At 69.3% G+C, this 22,635-nt stretch carries 21 protein-coding genes; 17 read left to right on the top strand and 4 right to left on the bottom strand.

Annotated elements, in window-relative coordinates; all coding sequences use genetic code 11:
• The first annotated feature begins 96 nt into the window (after positions 1-96).
• From OG975_RS04010 to OG975_RS03990, 5 genes are all read left to right on the top strand, one after another.
• A complete protein-coding gene (locus OG975_RS04010) occupies positions 97-1,545 on the top strand; it encodes an aldehyde dehydrogenase family protein (RefSeq protein WP_406327457.1) in 1,449 nt (482 codons plus the stop codon).
• A gap of 42 nt (positions 1,546-1,587) precedes the next feature.
• Positions 1,588-2,796 carry an L-2-hydroxyglutarate oxidase gene (gene lhgO, locus OG975_RS04005; RefSeq protein WP_406327456.1) on the top strand — a complete coding sequence of 403 codons (1,209 nt, stop codon included), beginning with the start codon at positions 1,588-1,590 and terminating at the stop codon, positions 2,794-2,796.
• A 131-nt stretch (positions 2,797-2,927) separates the two neighbouring features.
• Positions 2,928-3,788 (top strand): amidohydrolase family protein, encoded by an 861-nt coding sequence (locus OG975_RS04000; RefSeq protein ID WP_327426390.1) that lies wholly within the window; start codon positions 2,928-2,930, stop codon positions 3,786-3,788.
• A 13-nt stretch (positions 3,789-3,801) separates the two neighbouring features.
• Positions 3,802-5,511 carry a thiamine pyrophosphate-dependent enzyme gene (locus OG975_RS03995; protein ID WP_406327455.1) on the top strand — a complete coding sequence of 570 codons (1,710 nt, stop codon included), beginning with the start codon at positions 3,802-3,804 and terminating at the stop codon, positions 5,509-5,511.
• 20 nt (positions 5,512-5,531) lie between these two features.
• Complete coding sequence (locus OG975_RS03990; RefSeq protein ID WP_406327454.1) at positions 5,532-6,602, top strand: Ldh family oxidoreductase; 1,071 nt, start codon at positions 5,532-5,534, stop codon at positions 6,600-6,602.
• A 135-nt stretch (positions 6,603-6,737) separates the two neighbouring features.
• Here the strand turns inward: OG975_RS03990 and OG975_RS03985 are convergent, their stop codons facing one another.
• Entirely contained in the window at positions 6,738-7,688 is a 951-nt protein-coding gene (locus OG975_RS03985) for an alpha/beta hydrolase (protein WP_406327452.1), read from the bottom strand.
• A gap of 238 nt (positions 7,689-7,926) precedes the next feature.
• Here OG975_RS03985 and OG975_RS03980 point away from each other — a divergent pair, with 238 nt between their 5' ends.
• From OG975_RS03980 to OG975_RS03955, 6 genes are all read left to right on the top strand, one after another.
• Positions 7,927-8,562 carry a carboxymuconolactone decarboxylase family protein gene (locus OG975_RS03980; RefSeq protein ID WP_406327450.1) on the top strand — a complete coding sequence of 212 codons (636 nt, stop codon included), beginning with the start codon at positions 7,927-7,929 and terminating at the stop codon, positions 8,560-8,562.
• Positions 8,563-8,588: 26 nt separating this feature from the next.
• On the top strand, positions 8,589-9,845 hold the full coding sequence (locus tag OG975_RS03975) for a neutral/alkaline non-lysosomal ceramidase N-terminal domain-containing protein (protein WP_406327448.1): 1,257 nt from the start codon (positions 8,589-8,591) through the stop codon (positions 9,843-9,845).
• On the top strand, positions 9,842-11,152 hold the full coding sequence (locus OG975_RS03970; RefSeq protein WP_406327446.1) for a neutral/alkaline non-lysosomal ceramidase N-terminal domain-containing protein: 1,311 nt from the start codon (positions 9,842-9,844) through the stop codon (positions 11,150-11,152). Before OG975_RS03975 ends, OG975_RS03970 begins: the two co-directional genes overlap by 4 nt.
• A gap of 62 nt (positions 11,153-11,214) precedes the next feature.
• Positions 11,215-12,531, top strand: coding sequence for an ABC transporter substrate-binding protein (locus tag OG975_RS03965; RefSeq protein WP_406327444.1), 1,317 nt, complete (start codon positions 11,215-11,217; stop codon positions 12,529-12,531).
• 21 nt (positions 12,532-12,552) lie between these two features.
• Positions 12,553-13,533, top strand: coding sequence for a carbohydrate ABC transporter permease (locus OG975_RS03960; protein ID WP_406327442.1), 981 nt, complete (start codon positions 12,553-12,555; stop codon positions 13,531-13,533).
• A complete protein-coding gene (locus OG975_RS03955; RefSeq protein ID WP_406327441.1) occupies positions 13,530-14,384 on the top strand; it encodes a carbohydrate ABC transporter permease in 855 nt (284 codons plus the stop codon). The genes OG975_RS03960 and OG975_RS03955 overlap by 4 nt, the downstream gene beginning before the upstream one ends.
• A gap of 109 nt (positions 14,385-14,493) precedes the next feature.
• Here the strand turns inward: OG975_RS03955 and OG975_RS03950 are convergent, their stop codons facing one another.
• On the bottom strand, positions 14,494-14,928 hold the full coding sequence (locus OG975_RS03950; protein WP_406327439.1) for a cupin domain-containing protein: 435 nt from the start codon (positions 14,926-14,928) through the stop codon (positions 14,494-14,496).
• Positions 14,929-15,155: 227 nt separating this feature from the next.
• Between OG975_RS03950 and OG975_RS03945 the strand changes: the two genes are divergently transcribed.
• The 6 genes from OG975_RS03945 (at position 15,156) to OG975_RS03920 (ending at position 21,015) form a co-directional block, all read left to right on the top strand.
• On the top strand, positions 15,156-15,806 hold the full coding sequence (locus tag OG975_RS03945; protein ID WP_327426382.1) for a GntR family transcriptional regulator: 651 nt from the start codon (positions 15,156-15,158) through the stop codon (positions 15,804-15,806).
• Between the two features lie 78 nt (positions 15,807-15,884).
• The gene (locus OG975_RS03940) at positions 15,885-16,634 is read left to right on the top strand and encodes a PIG-L deacetylase family protein (RefSeq protein ID WP_406327437.1); all 750 of its coding nucleotides are present in this window, start codon (positions 15,885-15,887) and stop codon (positions 16,632-16,634) included.
• 2 nt (positions 16,635-16,636) lie between these two features.
• Positions 16,637-17,341 (top strand): 4-carboxy-4-hydroxy-2-oxoadipate aldolase/oxaloacetate decarboxylase, encoded by a 705-nt coding sequence (locus OG975_RS03935; protein WP_406327435.1) that lies wholly within the window; start codon positions 16,637-16,639, stop codon positions 17,339-17,341.
• Entirely contained in the window at positions 17,338-18,423 is a 1,086-nt protein-coding gene (locus OG975_RS03930; protein ID WP_406327433.1) for a 4-oxalomesaconate tautomerase, read from the top strand. Before OG975_RS03935 ends, OG975_RS03930 begins: the two co-directional genes overlap by 4 nt.
• A gap of 9 nt (positions 18,424-18,432) precedes the next feature.
• Positions 18,433-19,383 carry a catechol 2,3-dioxygenase gene (locus OG975_RS03925; protein WP_406327432.1) on the top strand — a complete coding sequence of 317 codons (951 nt, stop codon included), beginning with the start codon at positions 18,433-18,435 and terminating at the stop codon, positions 19,381-19,383.
• Positions 19,384-19,686: 303 nt separating this feature from the next.
• Positions 19,687-21,015: an MFS transporter gene (locus tag OG975_RS03920; protein WP_406327431.1), complete on the top strand. Its 1,329-nt coding sequence runs from the start codon at positions 19,687-19,689 to the stop codon at positions 21,013-21,015.
• A 134-nt stretch (positions 21,016-21,149) separates the two neighbouring features.
• On the opposite strand, the gene OG975_RS03915 is transcribed toward OG975_RS03920, so the two are convergent.
• Complete coding sequence (locus OG975_RS03915) at positions 21,150-21,581, bottom strand: DUF4259 domain-containing protein (RefSeq protein WP_406327429.1); 432 nt, start codon at positions 21,579-21,581, stop codon at positions 21,150-21,152.
• Between the two features lie 137 nt (positions 21,582-21,718).
• Complete coding sequence (locus OG975_RS03910; RefSeq protein ID WP_406327428.1) at positions 21,719-22,549, bottom strand: IclR family transcriptional regulator; 831 nt, start codon at positions 22,547-22,549, stop codon at positions 21,719-21,721.
• Positions 22,550-22,635 lie beyond the last annotated feature (86 nt).

The raw sequence follows: 22,635 nt of genomic DNA, 5'->3' as shown, positions 1-22,635 counted from the left end.
CCTGGCCGTCCCGTCCGATCCGGTCCGATCCGGCCCACGGCCGTCCATCTGGTTCACCGCGGCCCCGCACCGCGGCAGACGAGAGAAGTGATCTTCATGCGAACCCTGGAAACGCTCTCCGGCGGAGAGTGGGTGGCGACCGGCGAGTGGATCGACGTCCACGACCCCTCCGACCTGCGCATCCCCGTCGCCCGAGTTCCCGCGCTGAGCGCCGCCGACGTCACCCGCGCCTACGACCACGCCGAGCAGGGCTTCGCCGTCTGGAAGCGCACCAGCCCCTTCGAGCGTGCCCGGATCATGACCGAGGCGGCCCGGCTGCTGCGCGAGCGTGTCGAGCAGATCGCCGAGGACGTGGCCACCGAGATGGGCAAGACCCGCGCCGAGGCGACGGGCGAGACCATCAAGGCCGCCGACTTCCTGGAGTACTACGCGGGCATCGCCCGCCAGGGCTACGGCACGCTCATACACGACGTACGCCCGGACACCCGCACCCACCACCAGCGCGAACCCCTCGGTATCGTCCTCGCGATCACCCCGTGGAACGACCCGCTGATCACCCCGGCCCGCAAGCTGGCGCCCTGCCTCGCGGCCGGCAACGCGGCCATACTCAAGCCGGCCACCGACACCCCGCAGGCCGCCCTGCACTTCGCCCGCGCCCTGCATGACGCGGGCCTGCCCGCCGGCGTCCTCAACGTGGTCACCGGCCGTGGCGCGCAGATCTCCGAGCCGCTGCTCTCCGACCCGCGCCTCGCCGCGCTCACCTTCACCGGCAGCAACGAGGTCGGCGAGACCCTGCGCGCCCAACTCGCCAACAGCAACGTCCGCTTCCAGGGCGAACTCGGCGGCAAGAACGCCACCGTGGTCCTCGCCGACGCCGATCTGGGCGCCGCCGCCAAGGCCGTCGTCGCCGCGGGCTTCGCGCAGGCCGGGCAGCGTTGCACCGCCACCAGCCGGGTCATCGTCGAACGGCCGGTGTACGAGGAGTTCACTGCTCTGCTGCTCGCCGAGGCCGCCGCGCTGCGCGTCGGTCCGGGCCTCGCCGAGGGCACCACGATGGGGCCGCTGGTCAGCGCCAAGCAGCGCGACAGCGTCGTGTCCGACATCGAGCGCGCCGTCAAGCAGGGCGCGACGGTCCTCGCCGGCGGCGACCAGCCGGTGGACGAGGCCCTCGGCCACGGCTGCTACGTCAATCCGACCGTGCTCGGTGACGTGACCCGGGACCTGGACATCTGGCGTGAGGAGGTGTTCGGACCGGTCGTGGCGCTGCGCCCGGTGGATTCCTTCGAGGAGGCGGTCGAGGCGGTCAACGACTCCGTCTTCGGCCTCGCCGCCGCCGTGTTCACCCAGAACCTCGGCGCCGCGTACCGCTTCGCCGACGAGGCCGAGTGCGGCCAGATCGCCGTGAACACCACCACCTCCGGCTGGGACGTCCACCACCCCTTCGGCGGCTTCCGTGACTCCGGGTCGCCGTTCAAGGAGCAGGGCGAGGAGGCCCTGCGCTTTTACACCCGCGTCAAGACTGTCGCCATCCACTTCGGTGCCTGACGCTCTTGAGGACGGGTTTCAGCGAGGATGAGGAGGAAGCCGATGGCTGACGAGACGATCGGCATCGTCGGGGCCGGCATCGTGGGTCTGGCCACGGCCCGCGAGATCGCCCTGCGCCGCCCCGGCACCCGTGTCGTGGTGCTGGAGAAGGAGCGGGAGGTCGCCGCCCACCAGACCGGGCACAACTCGGGCGTGGTGCACGCCGGGATCTACTACGCGCCGGGCAGCCTCAAGGCCGACCTGTGCGTACGGGGCGTATCCGTGCTGCGCGAGTACTGCCAGGACCGGGGACTGCCGTACGAGGAGATCGGCAAGCTCGTCGTGGCGGTGCGCCAGGACGAGCTGGGCCGGATGGAGAGCCTCTACGAGCGGGCCCGGAACAACCACGTACCCGATCTGCGGAAGATCTCCAAGGAGGAGATCAAGGAGCTCGAACCCCACGCCGGCGGCATCGCGGCCCTGCACTCCCCGCGCACCGCGATCACCGACTACCCGGCGATCGCCCGGGAGTTCGCCAAGGACATCGAGGCCTCGGGCGGCGAGGTGAGACTCGGCTTCCCGGTCACCTCCATCACCAATGTCCCGGGCGGCATCGAGGTGGGCTCCGGGCAGGAGAGGATCCGGGTCGACCGGCTGATCCTCTGCGCGGGCCTGCACTCGGACGCCGTCGCCAAGCTCGCCCAGGACAAGAAGGAGCCGAAGATCATCCCCTTCCGGGGTGAGTACATGCTCCTCAGGCCGGAGCGGACGGACCTGGTGCGCGGGCTCATCTACCCGGTCCCGGACCCGCGTTACCCCTTCCTCGGCGTGCACTTCACACCGCGCGTCGACGGCTCGGTGGAGGTCGGCCCCAATGCCGTCCTGGCACTCGCCAGGGAGGGCTACAGACTCAGCAGCGTCTCACTCAAGGACCTCGCCGGGCTCGCCGCCTACCCCGGCTCGTGGAAGATGGCCGCCCAGCACTGGAAAACGGGCATCAAGGAATACCGCGGCTCGCTGTCCAGGGCGGCCTTCATGAAGGACGCCAAGCTGTACGTCCCTGGCGTCGGGGTCGCGGACGTGGTCCGCGGCGGGGCCGGTGTACGCGCCCAGGCGCTGGACCCGGACGGCACGCTCGTGGACGACTTCCGCATCCACCGGACGGGCCGGATCACCGCCGTCCGCAACGCGCCCTCGCCGGCCGCCACGGCCTCCATGGCGATCGCCGAGCACATCGCGGGCGCCGTCTTCGGCGACGCCCGCGCAACCTGAAAATGCCCTGCGTAGAGCGCACTTCCGCGCAAGTACTGCTTGCATCCCCAGGGCTCGGCAAGGCCTCACGACCCGCCTAGCGTTCCTTCCGCACCACCTCACCACCCCCTTCGGCAGAAAGAGTTGAAGACATGTTCGTTGTCGACACCCAGATCCACATCTGGAAGGAAGAGACCCCGGACCGCCCCTGGGTCCCGGGCGCGCGGGAGCGCATCCGCCTCAACGGCCACCGCGAGGAGGCCTTCTCCTACGAGGAGGCCCTGGAGCTGATGGACGAGGCCGGCATCAACCGGGCGCTGATCCTGCCCCCCTCCTGGGAGGGCAACCGCATCGACTACGCGCTGGAAGCGTGCGAGGCGCACCCGGACCGCTTCGGCATCATGGCCCGCGTCCCGCAGGACAACGAGGTCGAGGGCACCGCGATGCTCAAGGACTTCGCGCAGAACCCGTACATCAAGGGAACCCGGCTGACCTTCCACCGGCCGCAGGACCGCAACTGGATGATCGACGGCACCAACGACTGGTACTGGCCGGTCGCCGAGGAGCTCGCCGTCCCGACCATGGTGCACGCCCCGATCTGGAAGCGTGAGCTCGGCCAGATCGCCGCCAAGCACCCCGGCCTGAAGATCATCATCGACCACATGGGCATCATGGCCCGCTGCGTCGACGACGCGATCGGCTACTGGGTGGCGGAGACCGCCGACCTGGCCAAGCACCCCAACATCTACGTCAAGGTCTCGGCCCTCCCCGGCTACTCGACGCAGCCCTTCCCGAACAAGAACATCGAGCAGTACGTGCGCGAGATGGTCGACAAGATGGGCCCGGAGCGCTGCTTCTACGGCACCGACATCACCCGCCTGCTCGGCCACGGCATCACGTACACCGACACCGTCGAGCAGTTCACCAAGCACTACGACTTCACGCCCGAAGAGCTTGAGTGGATCATGGGCCGCGGCATCAGCGAGGTCCTCGACTGGCCGATCGAGGGCTGAGGAAGCAAGAGAGATGACGGACACCAAGAACACTCCAGGCGTCGACGGCGGTGACGCCGTCGTCTCCGCCTTCAACGCCGTCGGCGCCGACTACATCTTCTGCTCATCGGGGTCCGAATGGGCCCCGGTCTGGGAGTCCCTGGCCCGGCGCCACCGTGACGGTGAGCCCGCGCCGGAGTACCTGGACCTCACCCACGAGACGGTGGCGGTCGGCATGGCCACCGGCTACGGGCTCGTCACCCGCCGCCCGCAGGCCGTGCTCCTGCACGCGGCCCCCGGCCTGCTCCAGGGTTCGATGGCGGTGCACGGCGCGCTCCTGGCCGGCGTTCCGATGGTGGTGACCTCTTCGGAGTCGACCACCTACGGCGACGGCCCCGGCCAGGACCCGGGCGGCCAGTGGTACCGCAACCTGTCGATCGTGGGCGGCCCGCACCAGATCGCCCAGCCGTTCACCAAGTGGTCCAACGAGGCCGCCAGCGTCCACACCCTGCCCACGATGATCACGCGGGCGGCGGAACTGGCCTGGCGGGCCCCCGCGGGCCCGGCGTACCTGAACATCCCGCTGGAGATCCTGCTGGAGGAGTGGGACGGCCGCGAGGCCAAGCCCATCGTGCCGCCGGGCTCCACGCACAGCTCGCCCGAAGAGGTCGACCCGGTCGCCCAGATGATCCGCGAGGCGAAGAACCCCGTGATCGTCACGGAGACGGCCGGCCGTGAGGCGGGCGGCTTCGAGGCACTCGTCGCCTTCGCCGAGGCGTGGAACATCCCGGTCGTCGAGCCCGACTCGGCCGTGTGCGGCAACTTCCCGCGCACCCACCCGCTGCACGCGGGCAGCGACATCGGCCCGTGGATGGACGAGGCGGACCTCATCCTCCTCGTCAACTGCCGGGCGCCCTTCTACCCGCCGTCGCGCCGCCCGTCGAAGGCGCAGATCGTCGTCATCGACGAGGTGCCGCAGCGCCCGCACGTCGTCTACCAAGTCCTGTTCGCGGACAGGTACTTGGAAGGCAACGTCGCCAACACCCTGCGCCAGCTCGCCAAGCGCGCCAAGGATCTCGACGTGGCCGCCGTCACCGCGCGGCGCGCGGCCCAGGACGAGCGGCACGCCGACGAGCAGGCCGCGATCGCCGCGGCCGAGGCGAAGGCGGCCCAGGCGGAGGGCATCGACCCGGTGCTCGTCGCCGCGACGCTGCGCAAGCTGCTCGACGGGCAGGACGCGATCGTCGTCGACGAGACCATCACGCACAGCCGCGTCGTCAAGCGCCATGCGCTGACCTCCGACCCCGACTCGTACTTCTATGTGCAGGGCGGGCTCGGCCAGGGCATGGCGGTCGCTCTCGGCGTCAAACTCGCTGCCGGGGACCGGCCCGTGGTGCTCACGATCGGCGACGGCGCGTTCACCTACAACCCGGTGATCCAGTCGTACGACGCCGCCAACGCGTACGGGCTGCCGGTGCTGATCGTGGTCTTCAACAACCGCGTCTACAAGTCGATGAACCTCAACCACCGCAGGTTCTACCCCGACGGCGCGGCGGCCGACACCGGCGAGTGGCTCGGCACCGACCTGCACCGGCTGCCCCGACTCGCGCAGTTCGCCGAGCCGTTCGGCATGCACACCGAGACCATCGACGCGCCGGACGCGCTCGCCCCCGCCCTGGAGCGCGCGCTCAAGGCTGTGGCGGAGGGCACCACCGCCGTCGTCGACGTTCTCGTCACCCGCTGACCCAGGAGGCTCCCGCCACCATGACCGACACCCCAACGCCCAAGCCGGGCAAGGTCCTTGTCCCCGCCGAGGACCTGCGCACCTTCGCCGCCGCTCTCCTGGAGAAGGGCGGTCTCAGCCCCGAGCACGCGGCCACCACCGCCGATGTGTTCGTCTGGGCCGCGCTGCGCGGCGTCGACTCCCACGGCATCGCACGCGTTCCGGCCTACCTGGAGCTGCTCGCCAAGGGCGTGGCCAACGCCAAGCCCGAGATCAAGGTCGAGTCGGGCGCGTCCGCCGTCGCCGTCCTCGACGCCGACCGCGCGCCCGGCCCGGTCGCCCTCAGCGCCGCCGCCGAGGAGGCGGTGACCCGGGCCAGGGCGGCCGGCATCGCCGCCGTGGGGGTGCGCCGCACCGTCCACACCGGCGCCATCGGCTACTACGTGTCGAAGATCGCCGAGCAGGGCCTGGTCGGCATCGCCTTCGTCGCCGGGATGCCCAACATGGGCTACACCGGAGTCAAGGGCGCCGCCGTGGCCACCAGCCCGCTCGCCATCGCCGTACCCGCCGAGGCGCACGCCCCGCTGCTCCTCGACATGGCCACCGCCACCATCGCCCTGGGCAAGATCCGCCAGGCCAAGGCGAGCGGCACCCCGCTGCCCGAGGGCGCCGCCGCCACCGAGGACGGCACTCCCACCACCGACCCTTCGATGGCGGTCATGCCGCTGCCGCTGGGCGGCGCCAAGGGGTCGGGCATGTCGCTCGCCTTCGAGCTGCTCACCAGCGTGCTGGTCGGAGCACCGATCTTCGCGGGGTTCCACTCCGACGATCCCCAGGGCCGCAAGCACCGCCAGAACGCCCTGCTCATCGCGATCGACCCGGCGGCCTTCGGCGACGCGGACAGCTTCATCGCGGCCGTCGACGGCACGCTGAGCACCCTCAAGGGGCTGGCGCCGGCGGACGGCGCGGAGGGTGTGTTCTACCCCGGCGAGCGCAGCGCCTCCGTGGCGGTGCAGCGGGCCGAGAAGGGGGTGCCCGTGGCGCCGAAGGTGTGGCGTGAACTGACGGAGAGCGCGGGCAGGTTCGGCATCACGCCGCCCGAGGCCCAGTAGAGGGATTGGCACAGACTCCACGAAGGGGGATGGAGGGGCAGACGGCCGGGGCGTCCGATGTGCGGCGGGCGCCCAGGCCGCCTCGTCCGTTCAGGCAGGCCCAGCCGCTGCGGCGGCCTTGAGGGAGCCCGACGCTCAACCGGCGTCGGGCTCCTCGGCGTTGAGGGCCTGCCGCACATGCCGTGCGATCAGGGCGTAGACCTCCCGCGCCTTCCCGTCGTCCTTGCCGTCGTACCCGTGATCGGCCTGGGGTACGTCATGGTGCTCGACGAGGGCTCCGGCCTGCTGAAGGCGCTCGGAGTACCGCTCGCCCTCCGCCTTGAGGAGGTCGAACGCCGCCGTGATCACCAGGGCCGGGGCGATGCCCTTGAGATCGGCGGTGTCCGACGGATGGGCGGGCGACACCAGCCGGTCGGCGCGCTCGCGCGGGTCCGGCACGTACGAGGTGTCGAAGACCTCCGCCATCCACGGGCGCAGCAGCGGCTTGGCGATGGCGGCGTGCTTGTCCTTGGCGCTCGTCACGAGGTCGAGCGGCGGGTAGTGGAGAACCTGGAGCGCGATCGACGGCCCGCCCTCCTCAAGAGCCTGACGGGCCACGGCCGCGGCGAGACCGCCGCCGGCGCTCTGTCCGCCCACGGAGAGCCGGCTGCCGTCCCAGCCGTGCTCGCCGCCGTGCCCGGCGATCCACCGGACGACCTCGAACGCCTGTCGCGGCGGGGCGGGAAACGGGTGCTGCGGGGCAACGACGTAGTCCACGTTGAGCACGGCCACCCCCGCCTCCGCGGCGAGACAGCGGCACAGCGGATCGTCGAGCTCCGTCAGGGGCAGGACGTAGCCGCCGCCGTGGAAGTTGACGTGCACCGGCGGAGGCGGACCCTCGCTCTTGGGCAGGTACACCACGACACGCGCCGGTCCGAACGACGTCGGCACCGTCAACTCGCTTACGGTGCGCGGGAATTCGGGGAGGCGGTCATGCGAAGCGGCCGCGGAACCACGGCCGCTCGGGCGCCGGTCCGCCATCAGGGCAAGACGCTGCATCGACTTGGCGGCGAAGGAGGCCACCGCGGGCCGGGCGAGGAGAGACATACGGTTCCGTTCGTCGAGCCGCGTCCGTCAATCAACAGGATTCCTGGCGATTGGTGGGGTGATGCTAGCACGGGCGGCCGAATCTTCTTAGGCGCTTGCGGTCATGCTCGGGCAGCTCCCTGAACTTGGTGCAGACGCTCGAACGCCCGGGCCGCAAGGGTGCGTTGCCCGCTCGGATGTGAAATCTAATGTTGCGCGGGGAACCCTCTGAATCCGGTCACCGCCGTGGACAAGCAACGTGCCTTTCAACAGTGTTCATGCATACCCCGCCGATCACGTCTTTACGGAGGTGCGCATGCGTCTGAGGCCGCTGACCGAGTTGAATCCGCGGCAGGCGGATCTCGTCGAACGCATGGTGAATCAACGCGGCGGAGTGAAAGGCCCGTTCACAGCATTTCTCCGCAGTCCGGAACTATGTGAACTTGTCGAGGAACTCGGAACGTACTGCACCCGAAGTTCCGCGCTCCCGCTCCGGCTGCGCGAACTGACCCTGCTGATCGCGGCGCGCCACTGCGACGCCCAGCATTCATGGAACGCCCACGTGGACAAGGGAATCGACGCCGGACTCGACCCCGCCGCGCTGCGTCGCCTCGCGCACCGGCAGGACCCGCAGTTCAGCGAAGCGGACGAACGGGCGCTCCACCGCTTCGCCACCGAAGCGCTGGAGCACCACTTCGTGGGCGACGAGACCTACGCCGAAGCGCTGGAACGCTTCGGTGAGCGCGGACTGGTCGACCTGCTCGCCGCCCTCGGCTGCTTCTCGATGTTCGCCATGGTGCTCAACGCATTCCAGGTCGATCTCCAGCCCGACCGCGAGCCGCCCTTTCCTGACATCGAGGGATTCACGCGCGTGGCGGTTCGGGACGCGCTGTAAGTCAGTCCTCCGAAAAAGTCCAGGCTTTGAACAAGCATTCACAGGAGTGTGTATTGGAACCCGGAAATCTGCGAGCCGGAGTCGCCAAAGTCGATATCACGCCCGCGGATCTGACCAACCTCAATCCCATGGGCGGACGTTCCTTCACGGACGTGCACGACCCCCTGTTTCTCCGCGTCCTGGTCCTGGACGACGGGATGCGGGAGGTGGCTCTGGTCTCCGCCGACCTCATCGAGGCCGGGGACATGACGCCGGTGCGCGAGCGGATCGAGCGCGAGCTCGGCATCCCCTTCGACCACATCGTCATCACGGCGACGCACAGCCACAACGCGCCCAGGATCGGGCTGGTCTCACCCGGCGCGCTGGCCCACGAGGGCGGTCCCGAGTCCGCGGCCTACACCGCCGAGGTCTACGACAAACTGTTCGCCGCGCTGAAGCAGGCCCGGGAGTCGTCGCGGCCGGCCCGCTTCGGACTGGGCACGGGCACGGCCGACGTCAACGTCAACCGGGACGAGTACGTCGACGGCAAGTGGGTGCTCGGCTTCAACCCCGACGGACCGTCCGACAAGACGGTCTGGGTGCTGAAGTTCGAGACCCGGAGCGGCGAGCCGATAGCCGTCGTCGTCAACTACGCCGTCCACTCGACCGTCACCCTCGGCACCGGCGAGGTCAGCGGCGACCTCGCGGGCGCTGCGACCCGCCACATAGAACGCGAACTGGGCGGTGACGCCGTCGCGTTGTGGACCCTCGGACCCGTCGGGGATCAGGCTCCGCGCATCGCCCTCGACAAGGCGTTCGGGGCACCCGAGGAGGAGTGGCCCGCCGCCTATGAGGCGATGGAGGCCCAGGGACTCGTCGTCGGGGCGGAGGCCGTCCGGGTGGCGGGCCGTATCCGGCACCTGACGTCACATGCCCGCATCGGCGCTCAGGAACGCGTCCTCGCCTGCCCCATGAAGGAAGGCGTGGACGTCATGGCCGACATGAGGCAGGAGAAGGTCGCATCGGTGGACCTGCGCCTGGCACTCCTCACGATCAACGAGGTCGCGCTCGCCGGTGTCTCCGGCGAGGTGGTCACCGACATCTACCGGCGCCTGAGGAAGGAGTCACCTCTCGCGAACACCATCCTGATGTCCCTCGCGAACGACCGCATCGGCTACCTCACCGACGACGCCGCCTACGACCGGCGCACCTTCGAGGTCAACGGCTGCCCCGTCCAACGGGGTTACGCCGAGAACGGCATCGTCGACGGAGTCGTCGACATGATCAGGGCACGGGCGCGATGACGGCGCCGGACCGGCCCCTCGCCGTCGAGGCGGCCGGCACGACTCTCCTGGCGGGAGCCGGGAAGCGCGGGATCGGCATTCCCGCGTCCGTCTACCCGGTGGACGGCTTCACCGCCGAGCGCGACAAGCTCCGGGCCAGGGTCGTACTCCTCGACGACGGCACCCAACGTGTGGCCCTCGCCGTGGTCGATCTGACCTCCGTCTTCGACGAGCTCCTCGACGAGATGAAGCACCTCATCGGCCGGGCGGCCGATGTCGCCGAGGAGAACGTCGTCATCGCCGCGAGTCACACCTTCTGCGCACCGCACGTCTTGCCCGCCGCGCGGCTGAACGGCGAGGCGGCGGCCAAGAACGAAGCCGTACGGCAGGCCGTCCTCGCGGCGGTGCACCGTGCCGCCGAGGAGGCCGTACGCCAACTGCGCCCCGCACGGCTGGGGTTCGGGAGCGGGGTGTGCCACGCGAACGTCAACAGGAACGTGCTCACGGCGGACGGCTGGTGGCTCGGCGCGGACGAGAGCGGACCCTGCGACCGGAGCGTCGGTGTCGTGCGCGTCGATGACACCGAGGGCAGGCCGATCGCCCTGCTCATCAACTACGCCGTCCAGTCGTCGGTCCTGCACGAGTCCGTCACCCGGGACGGCGGCAGGCTGGTCTCCGCCGACCTCGCGGGCGCGGCCACCGGCCATGTCGAGCGCCAGTACGGCGAGGGAACCGTCGCCCTCTTCCTCGTCGGTGCGGCGGGCGACCAGGCGCCCTACCTGACGGCCAACCGGCACACCCTGGACCGGGACGGAGCCCGCGCACGGACCGACGCCCATGAAGCGGGACACCTTCTGGTCGACCTGCTGGGAGAACGCCTGGGCGCCGAGGCCGTACGGGTCGGCGAGGGCATCCGGACCACGGCCCCCGCCGAGGGAACCCTGGCCGTGATCCACACCCATGTCGAAGTGCCCGCACAGGTCCCGCCCGCGAGCCTGAGCGATCTGCGCCCGACGAGGGACTACCCGTACCGCCCGGACGGCATGGCCGACGCCCCCGTCGTGGTGGTGCGGCTGGGGGACATCGTGCTCGCCGGCGTCCAGGCCGAGCTGTCCAGCACGTCCGGACTCCACGTCAAAGAGAACTCGCCGTTCCCGAACACCATGGTGGCGACCATGGTCGACGGCGCGGCGAAGTACATGGCGGACGCGCGCGACTACGACCGGATCACCTATGGGGCGATGAACTCGAGGTACGCGAAAGGCGCGGCCGAGACCGTCACCGCCAAGATCCTCGACACGCTGCACACGGTCCACAACAAGCCCTGACAGGGCGGAAGCACGCCCTGACCAGGCCCCTCTTGTCCACATTCCGGAAGAGGAACGAATCCATGAAGACGTCCAAGCAGAGATTCGCCGTGTACGGCGCCACCCTCGCCTTCGCTCTCACCCTGACCGCCTGCTCCAGTGGCGGCGGAACGCCGAGTGCCGCGAACACCGAAGGGCCGGCACCGACGGGCGTCACCCTGACGCTCTGGCACAACACCGCGGACTCGCCCGCACTGCTCAGCCTGTACAAGGCCTACGAAAAGGCCTCCGGCAACAAGATCTCCCTGGTCGACATCCCGCCGGGCACTTTCCCCACCACCGTCCAGACCAAGTGGGCCACCGGAGCGCGGCCGGACATCCTGGAATGGCACGGCAACCAGACCGATCTGCTCTCCCTGAACGGCGCGCAGAACATGACCGACCTCAGCGCGCTCCCGTTCGTGAAGAAGGAAGGGCACCTCGCGGAGGTCTCCGGCAGCGTCAACGGCAAGGTCTACGCGGCGACCATCGGCATGCCCTCCGTGTTCGGCGTCTTCTACAACAAGCAGGTATTCGCCAAGGCCGGTCTGCAACCGCCCACGTCCTACGCGGATCTGGCGAGTTACTGCAAGACCCTGAAGTCGAAGCTGCCCGATGTCGCACCGATCTTCGAGGCCGGCGGCTCCGGCTGGTCCCAGCAGGTCCTCAGCGCCTTCAATTACCTCGGCCAGTACAACGTGAACGAGGCCTACGACAAGTCGATCCTCGGCAAGAAGGCCAAACTCAGCGACTCCGACGGGCCGTTCGTCACCGGGCTCAAGTCCTATGACTCCCTGCGCACATCGGGATGCTTCAACAAGGACTCGGCCACGGCGACCTGGGAGGACTCCCTCAAGGCAGTCCTCAGCGGCAAGGCCGCGATGGTGGCGCAGAACACCGACAGCATCGCCCTGCTCAACGCCGACGCGGGCGGAGACACGGCGAAGGTCGACAAGGCCGTGGGCTTCGTCGGGGTCTCCGCCACCAAGGCGGTCGCCAACTACTCGCCCAGCCCCCTCGGCACGTACTACGTGCCCAAGACCGGCAACACGAAGAAGGAACGGGCCGCGACCGACTTCATCCAGTGGATCACCGGCGACGGCTACGCCGACTACGTCAAGGAGGCGAAGACCATTCCCACACTGTCCGGCGCGCCCACTCCCCAACTGCAGGGCCTGATGCAGGACGCTCAGAAGGCGTACGAGGACGGCGCCACCCTCTCGTTCAACTCCCAGATACCGGGCTCCGGCAACTTCGGCCCCCAGTCGGCCAAGCTGCTCGCGGGTCAGCAGAGCCCTCAGCAGGTGGCCGACAAGATGCAGACCTACTACCTCCAGGCCGCCGCGGCGGCCGGTAACTGACCCGAGGCGGCCGATCAGAGAATGAAGTCCCTGGAAAAGCCGACCGGGCCGTCACGGACCAGGGGGCTCGTCGAGCAGGGCGACCGACTCTCCCAGGAGAGTGGGCCGCCCGGCCGGCCAGGACCCCGCCGCCGTGCGCGCCGGACGCTGTATCACTACCTGTTCGCCCTGCCCTCGATCGTGCTGGTCCTCGTCTTCTTCGCCGTCCCGTTCGTCGCCAACGGCGTGTTCGCGTTCCTCCAGTGGACCGGATACAGCGACACGATCCGGTGGACCGGTCTGACGAACTTCCGGCTGCTCGACGAACTCGGCACGCTCAGCCACGCCATCAGGGTCACGGTGATCTACGCGGCCGTCTCCATGGTCGTACAGAACGCGGTCAGCCTGGCCCTCGCGACGGCCTTGCAGCAGACGAACCGCGTCAACACCGTGTTCCGCTCGCTGTTCTTCATCCCCGTGCTCATCTCGCCGCTGGCCGCCGGATACATCTGGGCCGCCGCGCTCAGCCCGCACGGCCCGGTCAACGCCTTCCTCACGGCGGTGCTCCCGGGCAGCCACCACTATGCCTGGCTGGGGCACGACACCTCGGCGCTCGTCGCCGTCGCGTCCGTCGACGCCTGGAAGTGGACCGGGCTGGTCACGCTGGTCTACATCGCCGGACTCAACCGGATACCCCGGTCCGTCATCGAGGCGGCGACGCTGGACGGAGCGGGAGCCTGGCGCCGTTTCCGGTCGGTCAAGTTCCCCCTGCTCGCCCCTTCGTTCACCTTCAACGTGGTGGTGACGCTCGTCGGCTCGTTCAGCGCCCTGGACGTCGTCTTCTCGACCACCGGGGGCGGACCGGGCGACGCGACGACCGTGCTGAACGTCGCCGTCTACAACCAGTACGGGCAGGGCTTCTTCGGCACGGCGAGCGCGCTGGGATTCGTCATCACCCTCATGGTCATCGTGACCGCGGTCCCGCTGATCGGCTGGCTGCGCCGACGGGAGGTACAGATGTGACCGGAACCACTGTCGGCGTGCGCCGTCCGCGTCTGCGGACCGGAGCGCGGTATCTGCTGCTCACTCTCTTCGCCGTCCCATGGATCGTCCTGCCGTTCTGGCTGCTCCTGGTGAACTCCTTCAAGACCGAGGGCGACGCCAGCGTGCTGTCGATGAGCTGGCCGCGGCACTGGAACGCCGGTGCCAACTACTCGACGGTGATCGACCAGGGTTCGTACCTCGTCGGACTGCGCAACAGCGCCCTCGTCGCCGTACCCACCATCCTCGCGGTGCTGCTGTTCGGCTCGATGGCCGCCTGGTCCTATGCCCGCTCCACTTCGCGTTCCCTGCGGTTCGCCTACTACGGCTCGGCGCTGTCGATCGTCCTGCCGCCCGCCATCATCCCGACCATCTACGTCCTGACGCAGTTCGGCCTCAACGGCTCGCGCCTCGGCTACATGCTGACCGTCGCGGGCACCCGGCTCGGCGTCGTCGTCTTCCTCGCCGCCGGGTTCATCCGCACCCTGCCCGTGGACTTCGAGGAGGCCGCCGAGATCGACGGCGCCGGCAGATGGCAGATCTACCGGCGCATGATCCTCCCGCTGCTGGCACCCATCCTCTTCACCGGCGCCGTCATGCTGATCATCTCGGTCTGGAACGACTTCTACTTCGCTCTCTTCCTCCTCCAGGGATCCGACCGGGCGACCCTGCCCCTCACGCTGTTCCAGTTCGCGTCATCGTCCACACACGGAGTGCGCTGGAATCTGGTCTTCGCCCATGTCGTCCTCACCAGCCTCCCGCTGCTGGCCGTCTACGGCGTCCTGCAGCGCCGGGTCCTGGGCGGCCTCACCGAAGGCGGGGTGACCGGCTGACCACCCCGCACCTGTCGGTGTGATCACGGCCTTGGTCCGGGCGGCTCGCCCGGACCAAGGCCGCCTTTCGTGCCCCGGTGACACTCCGCCATACGTCACGCACGGTCGGTCACTGGAACGCGCAGCCCGGGTTGGCGGCGTCCTCGGAGAAGGGCGCGCCGTGGGGCAGGACGTAGAGGACGTCCAGGACCAGCGGGGTGGTGCCGAGGTTGCGTCCTATGTGGACGTGATCGGGACCGGGAGGCTCGGTGAGGGAGGCGCCGGCCCGGTAGCGGCCGTCGAGTGAACAGGTCGAGTCGAAGTGGCTCAGGGTGCCCTGCTTGACGTAGGCGTACAGGGTTCCGTCGTGGTAGTGCCAGCCGGTCGCCTGGCCGGGCGGGATGGTGATCTCCCGGAGTGTGTAGTCGGTGCCGTCGACGGTGGTCTGCGCGATGATCCTGCCGCTGACCCCCGGTCCGGGAGGAGTCGCGTGGGCGGGGACGGCGACGAGCGACAGGCAGAGGGCCGCGGTGGTGGCCAGCCCGGAGCGGAGCAGCGCGCGCATACGTGAAGTCCCTTCAGCGGACGACGAGTCGGCGTTCTTCGTGGAGTGTGACGTAACCGAACCGAGGGATTCCCGGACTTGGTCACATCGACACCATCGGCGTCAGTGGAACATGGGGTCGTATCGATGTGACGGATGAAGCATGTCGGCAACATGCCGAACAAAATTGTTGACAATCTTGTTGGTCTAGATTTACGTTCGACAGGCACTCACTCAGGGAGGGCGCAATGCAGAAGGAAGCCCGTCCAGGCACCGGAGAGCAGGCCAAGCAGCACGCACTGGTGCGGCTTCGGCAGGCGATCCTGCAAGGCGAGATGGCACCGGCCCAGCGGCTGGTGGAGAACGAACTCGCCGAGCAGTTCGATGTCACTCGGGCCAGCGTCCGGGCGGCGCTGATCGAGCTGGAATCGGAGGGACTGGTCGAGCGGATCCGCAACCGCGGATCGCGGGTGCGGGTGGTGACGGTCGAGGAAGCAGTGGCCATCACCGAGTGCCGCATGGCCCTCGAAGGACTGTGCGCGGCCAAGGCGGCCGTCGCGGCCAGCGATGAACAGCTCGCAGAGCTGAGCGACTTGGGCAAGGCGATGTCCAAGGCGGTCGCCGACGGTGAGCCGGTGACGTACTCCGAGCTCAATCACGAAGTGCACGCCCGGATCAGGGAGTTCTCCGGTCAGCAGGTGGCCGTGGAGCTCCTGGAGCGCCTCAACGCTCAACTGGTGCGCCACCGTTTCCAGTTGGCCCTGCGGCCGGGGCGTGCCCAGCAGTCCCTGAGTGAACACCTGGACATGATCGAAGCGATCAAGTCCAGGGACCCGCAGGCGGCCGAAGCGGCCGTCCGCGTCCACCTCGGCAGTGTGATCGACGCGCTGCGCGACTGACGTACCGCGCGGCTGACGCGCTGTGCGACGGGCGAGGCCGAGGCGGGCGCGCATCTGTCCACCAAGGAGATTTCTGCAATGACGCACGGCAAAGCGCCCGCCACCCCACGATCGACGCTGGTCGTCACCGCGCATGCCGGGGACTTCGTGTGGAGGGCCGGGGGAGCCATCGCCCTGGCCGCCTCCCGCGGTGAGAAGGTCACCATCGCGTGCCTGACCTTCGGCGAGCGCGGCGAGTCGGCCAAGGCGTGGCGCGAGGGCAAGAAGCTCGAGGAGATCAAGGCGATACGCCGCGAGGAGGCCGAGAAGGCCGCCGCCACCCTCGGCGCCGAGGTCCGCTTCTTCGACGCCGGCGACTACCCGCTGACCGCCACCGCCGAGCTGACCGAGCAGCTGGTGGCCGTCTACCGCGAGACCCAGCCGGACGTCGTCCTCACCCACCCGGTCGAGGACCCCTACAACGGCGACCACCCGGCCGCCAACCGGATGGCACTGGAGGCCCGCGTCCTCGCCCAGGCCATCGGCTACCCCGGCCCGGGCGAGATCATCGGTGCCCCGCCGGTCTTCTACTTCGAGCCGCACCAGCCCGAGATGAGCGGCTTCAAGCCCGAGGTGCTTCTCGACATCACCGAGGTCTGGGAGACCAAGCGCAAGGCCATGGAGTGCCTCGGCGCCCAGCAGCACCTGTGGGACTACTACACCGACCTCGCCGTCCGCCGCGGTGTCCAGCTCAAGCGCAACGCCGGTCCGAACCTGGGCCTGGCCCACAAGACCATGGCCGAGGCGTACATGCGTCCGTACCCGCAGATCGCGAAGGAGCTGGCATAACCATGGGCGGCGTGATCGTCACCAACCCCCCGAAGGCGGACGCCAAGGACGTCGAGGCGCTGGCCGCCTTCGGCGTGGCCACCGTCAGCGAGGCCATGGGCCGCACCGGTCTCCTCGGGCCGGAGATCCGCCCGGTCCAGCAGGGCGTACGGGTCGCGGGCACCGCGGTCACCGTGCTCAGCTGGCCCGGCGACAACCTCATGATCCACGCGGCCGTGGAGCAGTGCGGCGAGGGAGACATCCTGGTCGTCACCACCACCTCGCCGTGCACGGACGGCCTGTTCGGCGAACTCTTCGCCACCGCGCTCCAGCAGCGCGGGGTGCGTGGCGTCGTCATCAACACCGGCATCCGCGACACCCAGGAACTGCGGGACATGGGCTTCGCCGGCTGGTCCCGCGCCGTCTCCTCGCAGGGCACCGTCAAGGCCACAGGTGGGTCGGTCAATGTGCCGGTCGCCATCGACGGCCAGGTCGTCCGGCCCGGTGACGTGCTCGTCGCCGACGACGACGGTGTGGTGGTCGTACCACGCGAGAAGGCCCGCGAGATCGCGGAGAAGTCCGAGGCCCGCGAGGCCAAGGAGGCCGCCACCCGGGCCGCCTTCGTCGCAGGACAGCTCGGTCTCGACCGCTACGGACTGCGCGACACCCTCAAGCGTCTCGGCGTCGAGTACAAGACGTACGAGGAGTACACCGGAGCCGGGTCGTGACCGGGCCCGAGGAGGTGCGCTGCATGCTGATGCGCGGCGGCACCTCCAAGGGCGCCTACTTCCTGGCCGGGGACCTGCCCGCCGACGCCGCCGAACGCGACGACCTGCTGCTGCGTGTCATGGGCAGCCCCGACCCGCGCCAGATCGACGGCCTGGGCGGGGCGCACCCCCTGACCAGCAAGGTGGCCGTGGTTTCCGCCTCGGCCCACCCCGAGGCGGACGTCGACTATCTCTTCCTCCAAGTCGTCGTCGACAGGGCGGAGGTGTCGGACCGTCAGAACTGCGGCAACATCCTCGCCGGGATCGGCCCGTTCGCCGTCGAACGCGGACTGGTCGCCCCGGGCGAGGGGCAGACGTCGGTACGGATCCGGATGGTCAACACCGGTGACCTCGCGGTCGCGAGCTTCCCCACCGAGGGCGGACGCGTCGTGTACACCGGCTCCGCCGAGATCTCCGGAGTGCCGGGGACCGCGGCGCCGGTCGTGATCGAGTTCCCGCAGGGGAGCAGTCCGCTGCTGCCCACCGGCCACGCCCGTGACCTTGTCGCGGACACCCCGGTGACCTGCGTGGACAACGGCATGCCGACCGTCCTGATCGCGGCCTCCTCCCTCGATGTCACGGGCTATGAGGCGCCCAAGGACCTTGAGGAGAACCTGACCCTCGCCGACCGGCTCCGGGAGATCCGGCTGGAGGCGGGCAAGCTGATGGGCCTTGGTGACGTCGAGAGCGCCACCGTGCCCAAGCTCACCCTGCTGGCGCCGCCGCGCGACGACGGCGCCGTCATGACCCGCACCTTCATTCCGGTGCGTTGCCACACCTCCATCGGAGTCCTCGGCGCCGCGAGCGTCGCCGCCGGGCTACGGGTGGAGGGCGGCGTCGGACAGGCCATGGCACGCCTGCCCGAGCGGGGGGACCGGCTGCGCATCGAGCACCCCACGGGGTTCCTCGACATCGAGGCCGGTATCGAGTACGGCCCTGACGGCGCCCCGGTGGCCCGGCGCACCGCCGTCGTACGCACCGCCCGAAAGATCTTCGACGGCACGGTCTTCCCCCGGCCGGCCGGAGCCGCACATCACCATTAAGGAGGCCTCATGGCCCCGCCGCTTGGCGACATCGCCCACATCGGGCACGTCGAACTGCTCACCCCCGACCTGGACGCCAGTGTCTGGTTTTTCACGGAGTACCTCGGCCTGACCGAGAACGGCCGCTCCGGAGACTCGGTCTATCTGCGGACCTGGGACGACTACGAGCATCACAGTCTGACCCTCACCGCCCATACGACATCGGGCATCCGCCGCACCGCCCTGCGCGCCTCCAGCGAGGAAGCCCTCCAGCGACGGGTCAAGGAGATCGAGAGCTCCGGCGGCCAGGGCCGCTGGGTCGAGGACGAGCCCGGTATCGGCCCGCTCTACGTCACCACCGACCCCGACGGCCATGAGATCGCCCTGTACTGGGAGAGCGAGTGGTACCAGGCGCCGGAGCATCTGAAGCCGGGCCTGAAGAACCAGCCGCAGGCCAAGCCCGGCCACGGGGTGGGCGTGCGCCGCCTGGACCACGTCAACTTCCTAGCCTCCGACGTCGCACCCAACGGCGACTTCATCCGCGACGCGCTGGGGGCCCGCCCCACCGAGCAGATCCAGCTCAACACCGGCAAGATCGCCGCTCAGTGGCTGACCTTCAGCAGCAAGTCGTACGACATCGTCTACACCGAGGACTGGACGGGTTCGAACGGACGCCTGCACCACATCGCATTCGCCACGGACACGCGCGAGGACATCCTGCGCGCCGCCGACCTCGCCATCGACACCGGTGTGTTCATCGAGACCGGCCCGCACAAGCACGCCATCCAGCAGACGTTCTTCCTGTACGTCTATGAGCCGGGCGGCAACCGCATCGAGCTGTGCAACCCGCTCACCCGCCTTGTCCTGGCCCCCGACTGGCCACTGGTCACCTGGACCGAGGACGAGCGGAAGAAGGGCCAGGCCTGGGGTCTGAAGACCATCGAGTCCTTCCACACCCACGGCACGCCGCCGGTCTGCTGACCGGCTGAGCCGTGCCCGCTGGTGACCGTCTGGTCATCTGAGCGAACAAAACAAGCCATCGTATAAGCGTGGGCGGCGCATCACTTTGTGCCGCCCACGCCCGTTTCACCTGTTCTTCAGCTGCTTGTGGCACCGTCGCGACGGTGGCCGGATCGTTTCTAAGATTGTTGACAAAACCGTTGACACTCTCGAACTCAATCCTTAGCGTCTGGGGCACAATCGGGTTAGCCGCACGAGCCGCGTCGACCCGCCTCACCGATCCCCCTTCCAGGGCCCACGCTTCCTGGACGAGAGGAAACAACGATGTCCTCCTCCCTCGCCCTGCCCGCTCGCGGCGGCAGAATGGCCGCGCTTGTCGTCGGCCTCTGTTGGCTGGTCGTCCTCTTCGACGGCCTCGACATGTTCATCTACGGCTCCGTGCTCCCGCACATGATGGAGACCAAGGCCCTCGGCATCGACCCCGGCAAGGCCGGCGACGTCGGTTCGTACGCCACCTTCGGCATGCTGATAGGTGCCCTGTCCTCCGGCACCGTCAGCGACTGGGTCGGCCGCAAGAAGACGATCATCGTGTCGACCGCGGTGTTCTCCCTGGCCTCCGCCGTCTGTGCCTCCGCCTCCAGCCTCGGCATGTTCAGCTTCGGCCGGTTCCTGGCGGGCCTCGGTCTCGGCGGCCTGCTGCCGAGCGCCATCACCATGGTCACCGAGTACGCCCCCCGCGGTCGCCGCGCCCTGATCGTCGGCTCCCTGATGACCGCCCACCAGGCGGGCGGCATCGTCGCCGGCTTCGTGGCGCTGTGGACCGGCGACTGGCGCGTCTCCTTCTGGATCTGCGTGATCCCGCTGTTCATCGGTGTCCCGCTGGCCATCAAGTTCCTGCCCGAGTCCATGGCCTTCCTCCAGGCCAAGGGCCGCACCGCGGACGCCCAGGCGCTCGCCGACCGCTACGGCGTCGAGCTGGCCGCCCGTGACAAGGAGCGCCCGGCCGCGACCGAACGCTTCAGCGCGCTCACCGCTCTGTTCCGCGGTGGCCAGTGGGTCCAGACCCTGCTCTTCTGGCTGGCCTCCTTCGGCGGCCTCCTGCTGGTCTACGGCGTCTCCCAGTGGCTGCCTTCGCTGATGAAGGCCAACGGCTACGACCTCGGCTCCTCGATCGGCTTCGTCATCGTCATCAACCTCGGCGGCATCGTCGGCATGCTGATCGGCGGCCGGCTCACCGACAAGTTCGGCGGCTCGCGCATCTCCGCGATCTGGTTCGGCGCCACCGCCATCGGCATCTACTCGCTCAGCATCAAGATGGCGCTGCCGCTCACCTACACCGTCGTCTTCCTGACCGGCATGTTCCTCTTCAGCGCCCAGGCGATGATCTACGCCACCGTGGCGCACCGCTCGGACGACGACAACCGCGCCACCGCGGTCGGCTGGACCTCCGGCATGGGCCGCTTCGGTGCCGTCTTCGGCCCGTGGCTCGGCGGCCAGCTGCTCGCCACCGGCTCGACCACCGCGGGCTTCACGGCCTTCGCCATCGCGGGCGTGTTCGCCATGGTGATGGTCAGCCTGACCGGCCTGCGCCGCGTCCACTCGGCGGAGCCGCAGAGCACCACGCAGCAGCAGGAGCTGACGCCCACCGGCTGATCCGGAAGGGCGAGGGACACGCGTCTGGGCAGGGCCTGAGGGGGCCCGGCCCGGGCGCGTGCGTGTATACGGCCGGTGCGCGTACGCGTACCGGCCTCTGAGCCCTCGTACAGGGTGTGCCAGATCAGGGGGCGTCAGATCAGACTGAGCTGTTCTCCCGGAGCCGGTGGCAGGAGAGCGTTCCGCAACGCGGAGATGGTCGCTCGCCAAGGGCCGCCCTTGTCGCTCTCACCCCAGAGTTCCATGAGCTCGGACGGCTCGGCGACGACTCGGTCGAGGGCGAGGATGGCGAGTTCACGCAGGTCGGCAGGGAGCTCGGGGATGGGCAGGTCCGGCCCGTAGGCGGTGGTGATGGGCTCGCCTGCGGGGCACTGTGCGGCGACCAGGGCCGCCGCGGCGACTGCCTCCACCGAGATGTCCTGGTCGAGGTAACCGTGGGCGTCGACCGTGCGGACCAGCGCCGCGCGAATGATGCCTTCCCGCTCGCCTTCGGCTGCCTCGTCGAGGGTGTAGGAGAAGTCCGCGGCGGTGTCGTTGTCGAAGGGTCCGACGTCCCAGGTTCCCATGATCGCTCCTGCTCGTGTGATGTCCGGGCATCCTGCCGGCAGGCACTGACAACGGCGCACGATCCCCGGTGTTCCGCGGGGAGCACCGGGGAGCACCAGGGGACGGAGGGTCTTGCGCCCTCCCGGCGTCAGTCGCGTCAACTGCCGCCCAGGAGCCGGGAAATCTCCCGGCACGTCTCTCGCAGCGGCGGCAGCAGCTCGTCCGCCAGCCGGGACGGAGGGAACTCCATGGCGGGTACGGCCACATTGGCCGCGGCCACCATCGCGCCGGAGGCGTCCCGGACGGGCGCGGCCACCGAGCGCAGCCCGTACGCGAGTTCCTCGTCCTGAAGTGCCCAGTCCTGCTTGCGGATCTCGGTCAGGGCGAACCGCAGCTCGGCCTCCGACCTGACGGCGTGAGGTCCCGCCGCCCCGGCGAAGGACGCGTCCGTCAGGCGCCGGTCGAGTTCGGCGTCCTCGAGGCCGCTGAGCAGCACCTTGCCGATCGAGGTACGGACCGCCGGAAGGCGGGAGCCGACCTGGATGTTGGCGGTCACCAGGTCGGTGTTGCGCAGCCGGATCAGGTACAGCACACGGTCGTCCGACAGAGTGCCCAGGTTGACCGTCTGCCCCGTCGCCTCGGCGAGCCTGCGCAAGGGGGCGTCGGCCAGCTGTACGAGGTCGAGGCCGCGCAGGGCGGAGAAACCGAGGGTGAGCACCTTGGACGCCGGTCGGTAGGCGCCGTCCGGCAGTTGCTCCAGGAACCCCTCGCCCACCAGCGTGGCGGCCATGCGGAACGCTGTCGGCAGCGGCACTCCGGTCTCGGCGGCCATGTCCGAGAGCTTCATCGACGGGCGCTGTTCCGAGAAGAGTCCGAGGAGGCGAAGCCCCTTGGCCAGCGCCTCCACTTGGTAACCGCGCTTCGGTGGCGCGGGCTGGTCGGCGGGAGTGGGCGGCGACTCGCTGCGGGTCTCTTTGCGCGGGGGCACGACGGACGGCTCGCTTTCTGCACAGGGTTCAGCAAGGTTGGGCTGGCACTTTCATTCCATGGAAGCAGGTATCACATGAGGTTCGT

Source organism: Streptomyces sp. NBC_00203 (assembly GCF_045206325.1).
Taxonomy (GTDB): domain Bacteria; phylum Actinomycetota; class Actinomycetes; order Streptomycetales; family Streptomycetaceae; genus Streptomyces; species Streptomyces lutosisoli.
The sequence above is the reverse complement of the archived record's forward strand: the minus strand, read 5'-3'. Positions and strand labels throughout refer to the sequence as shown.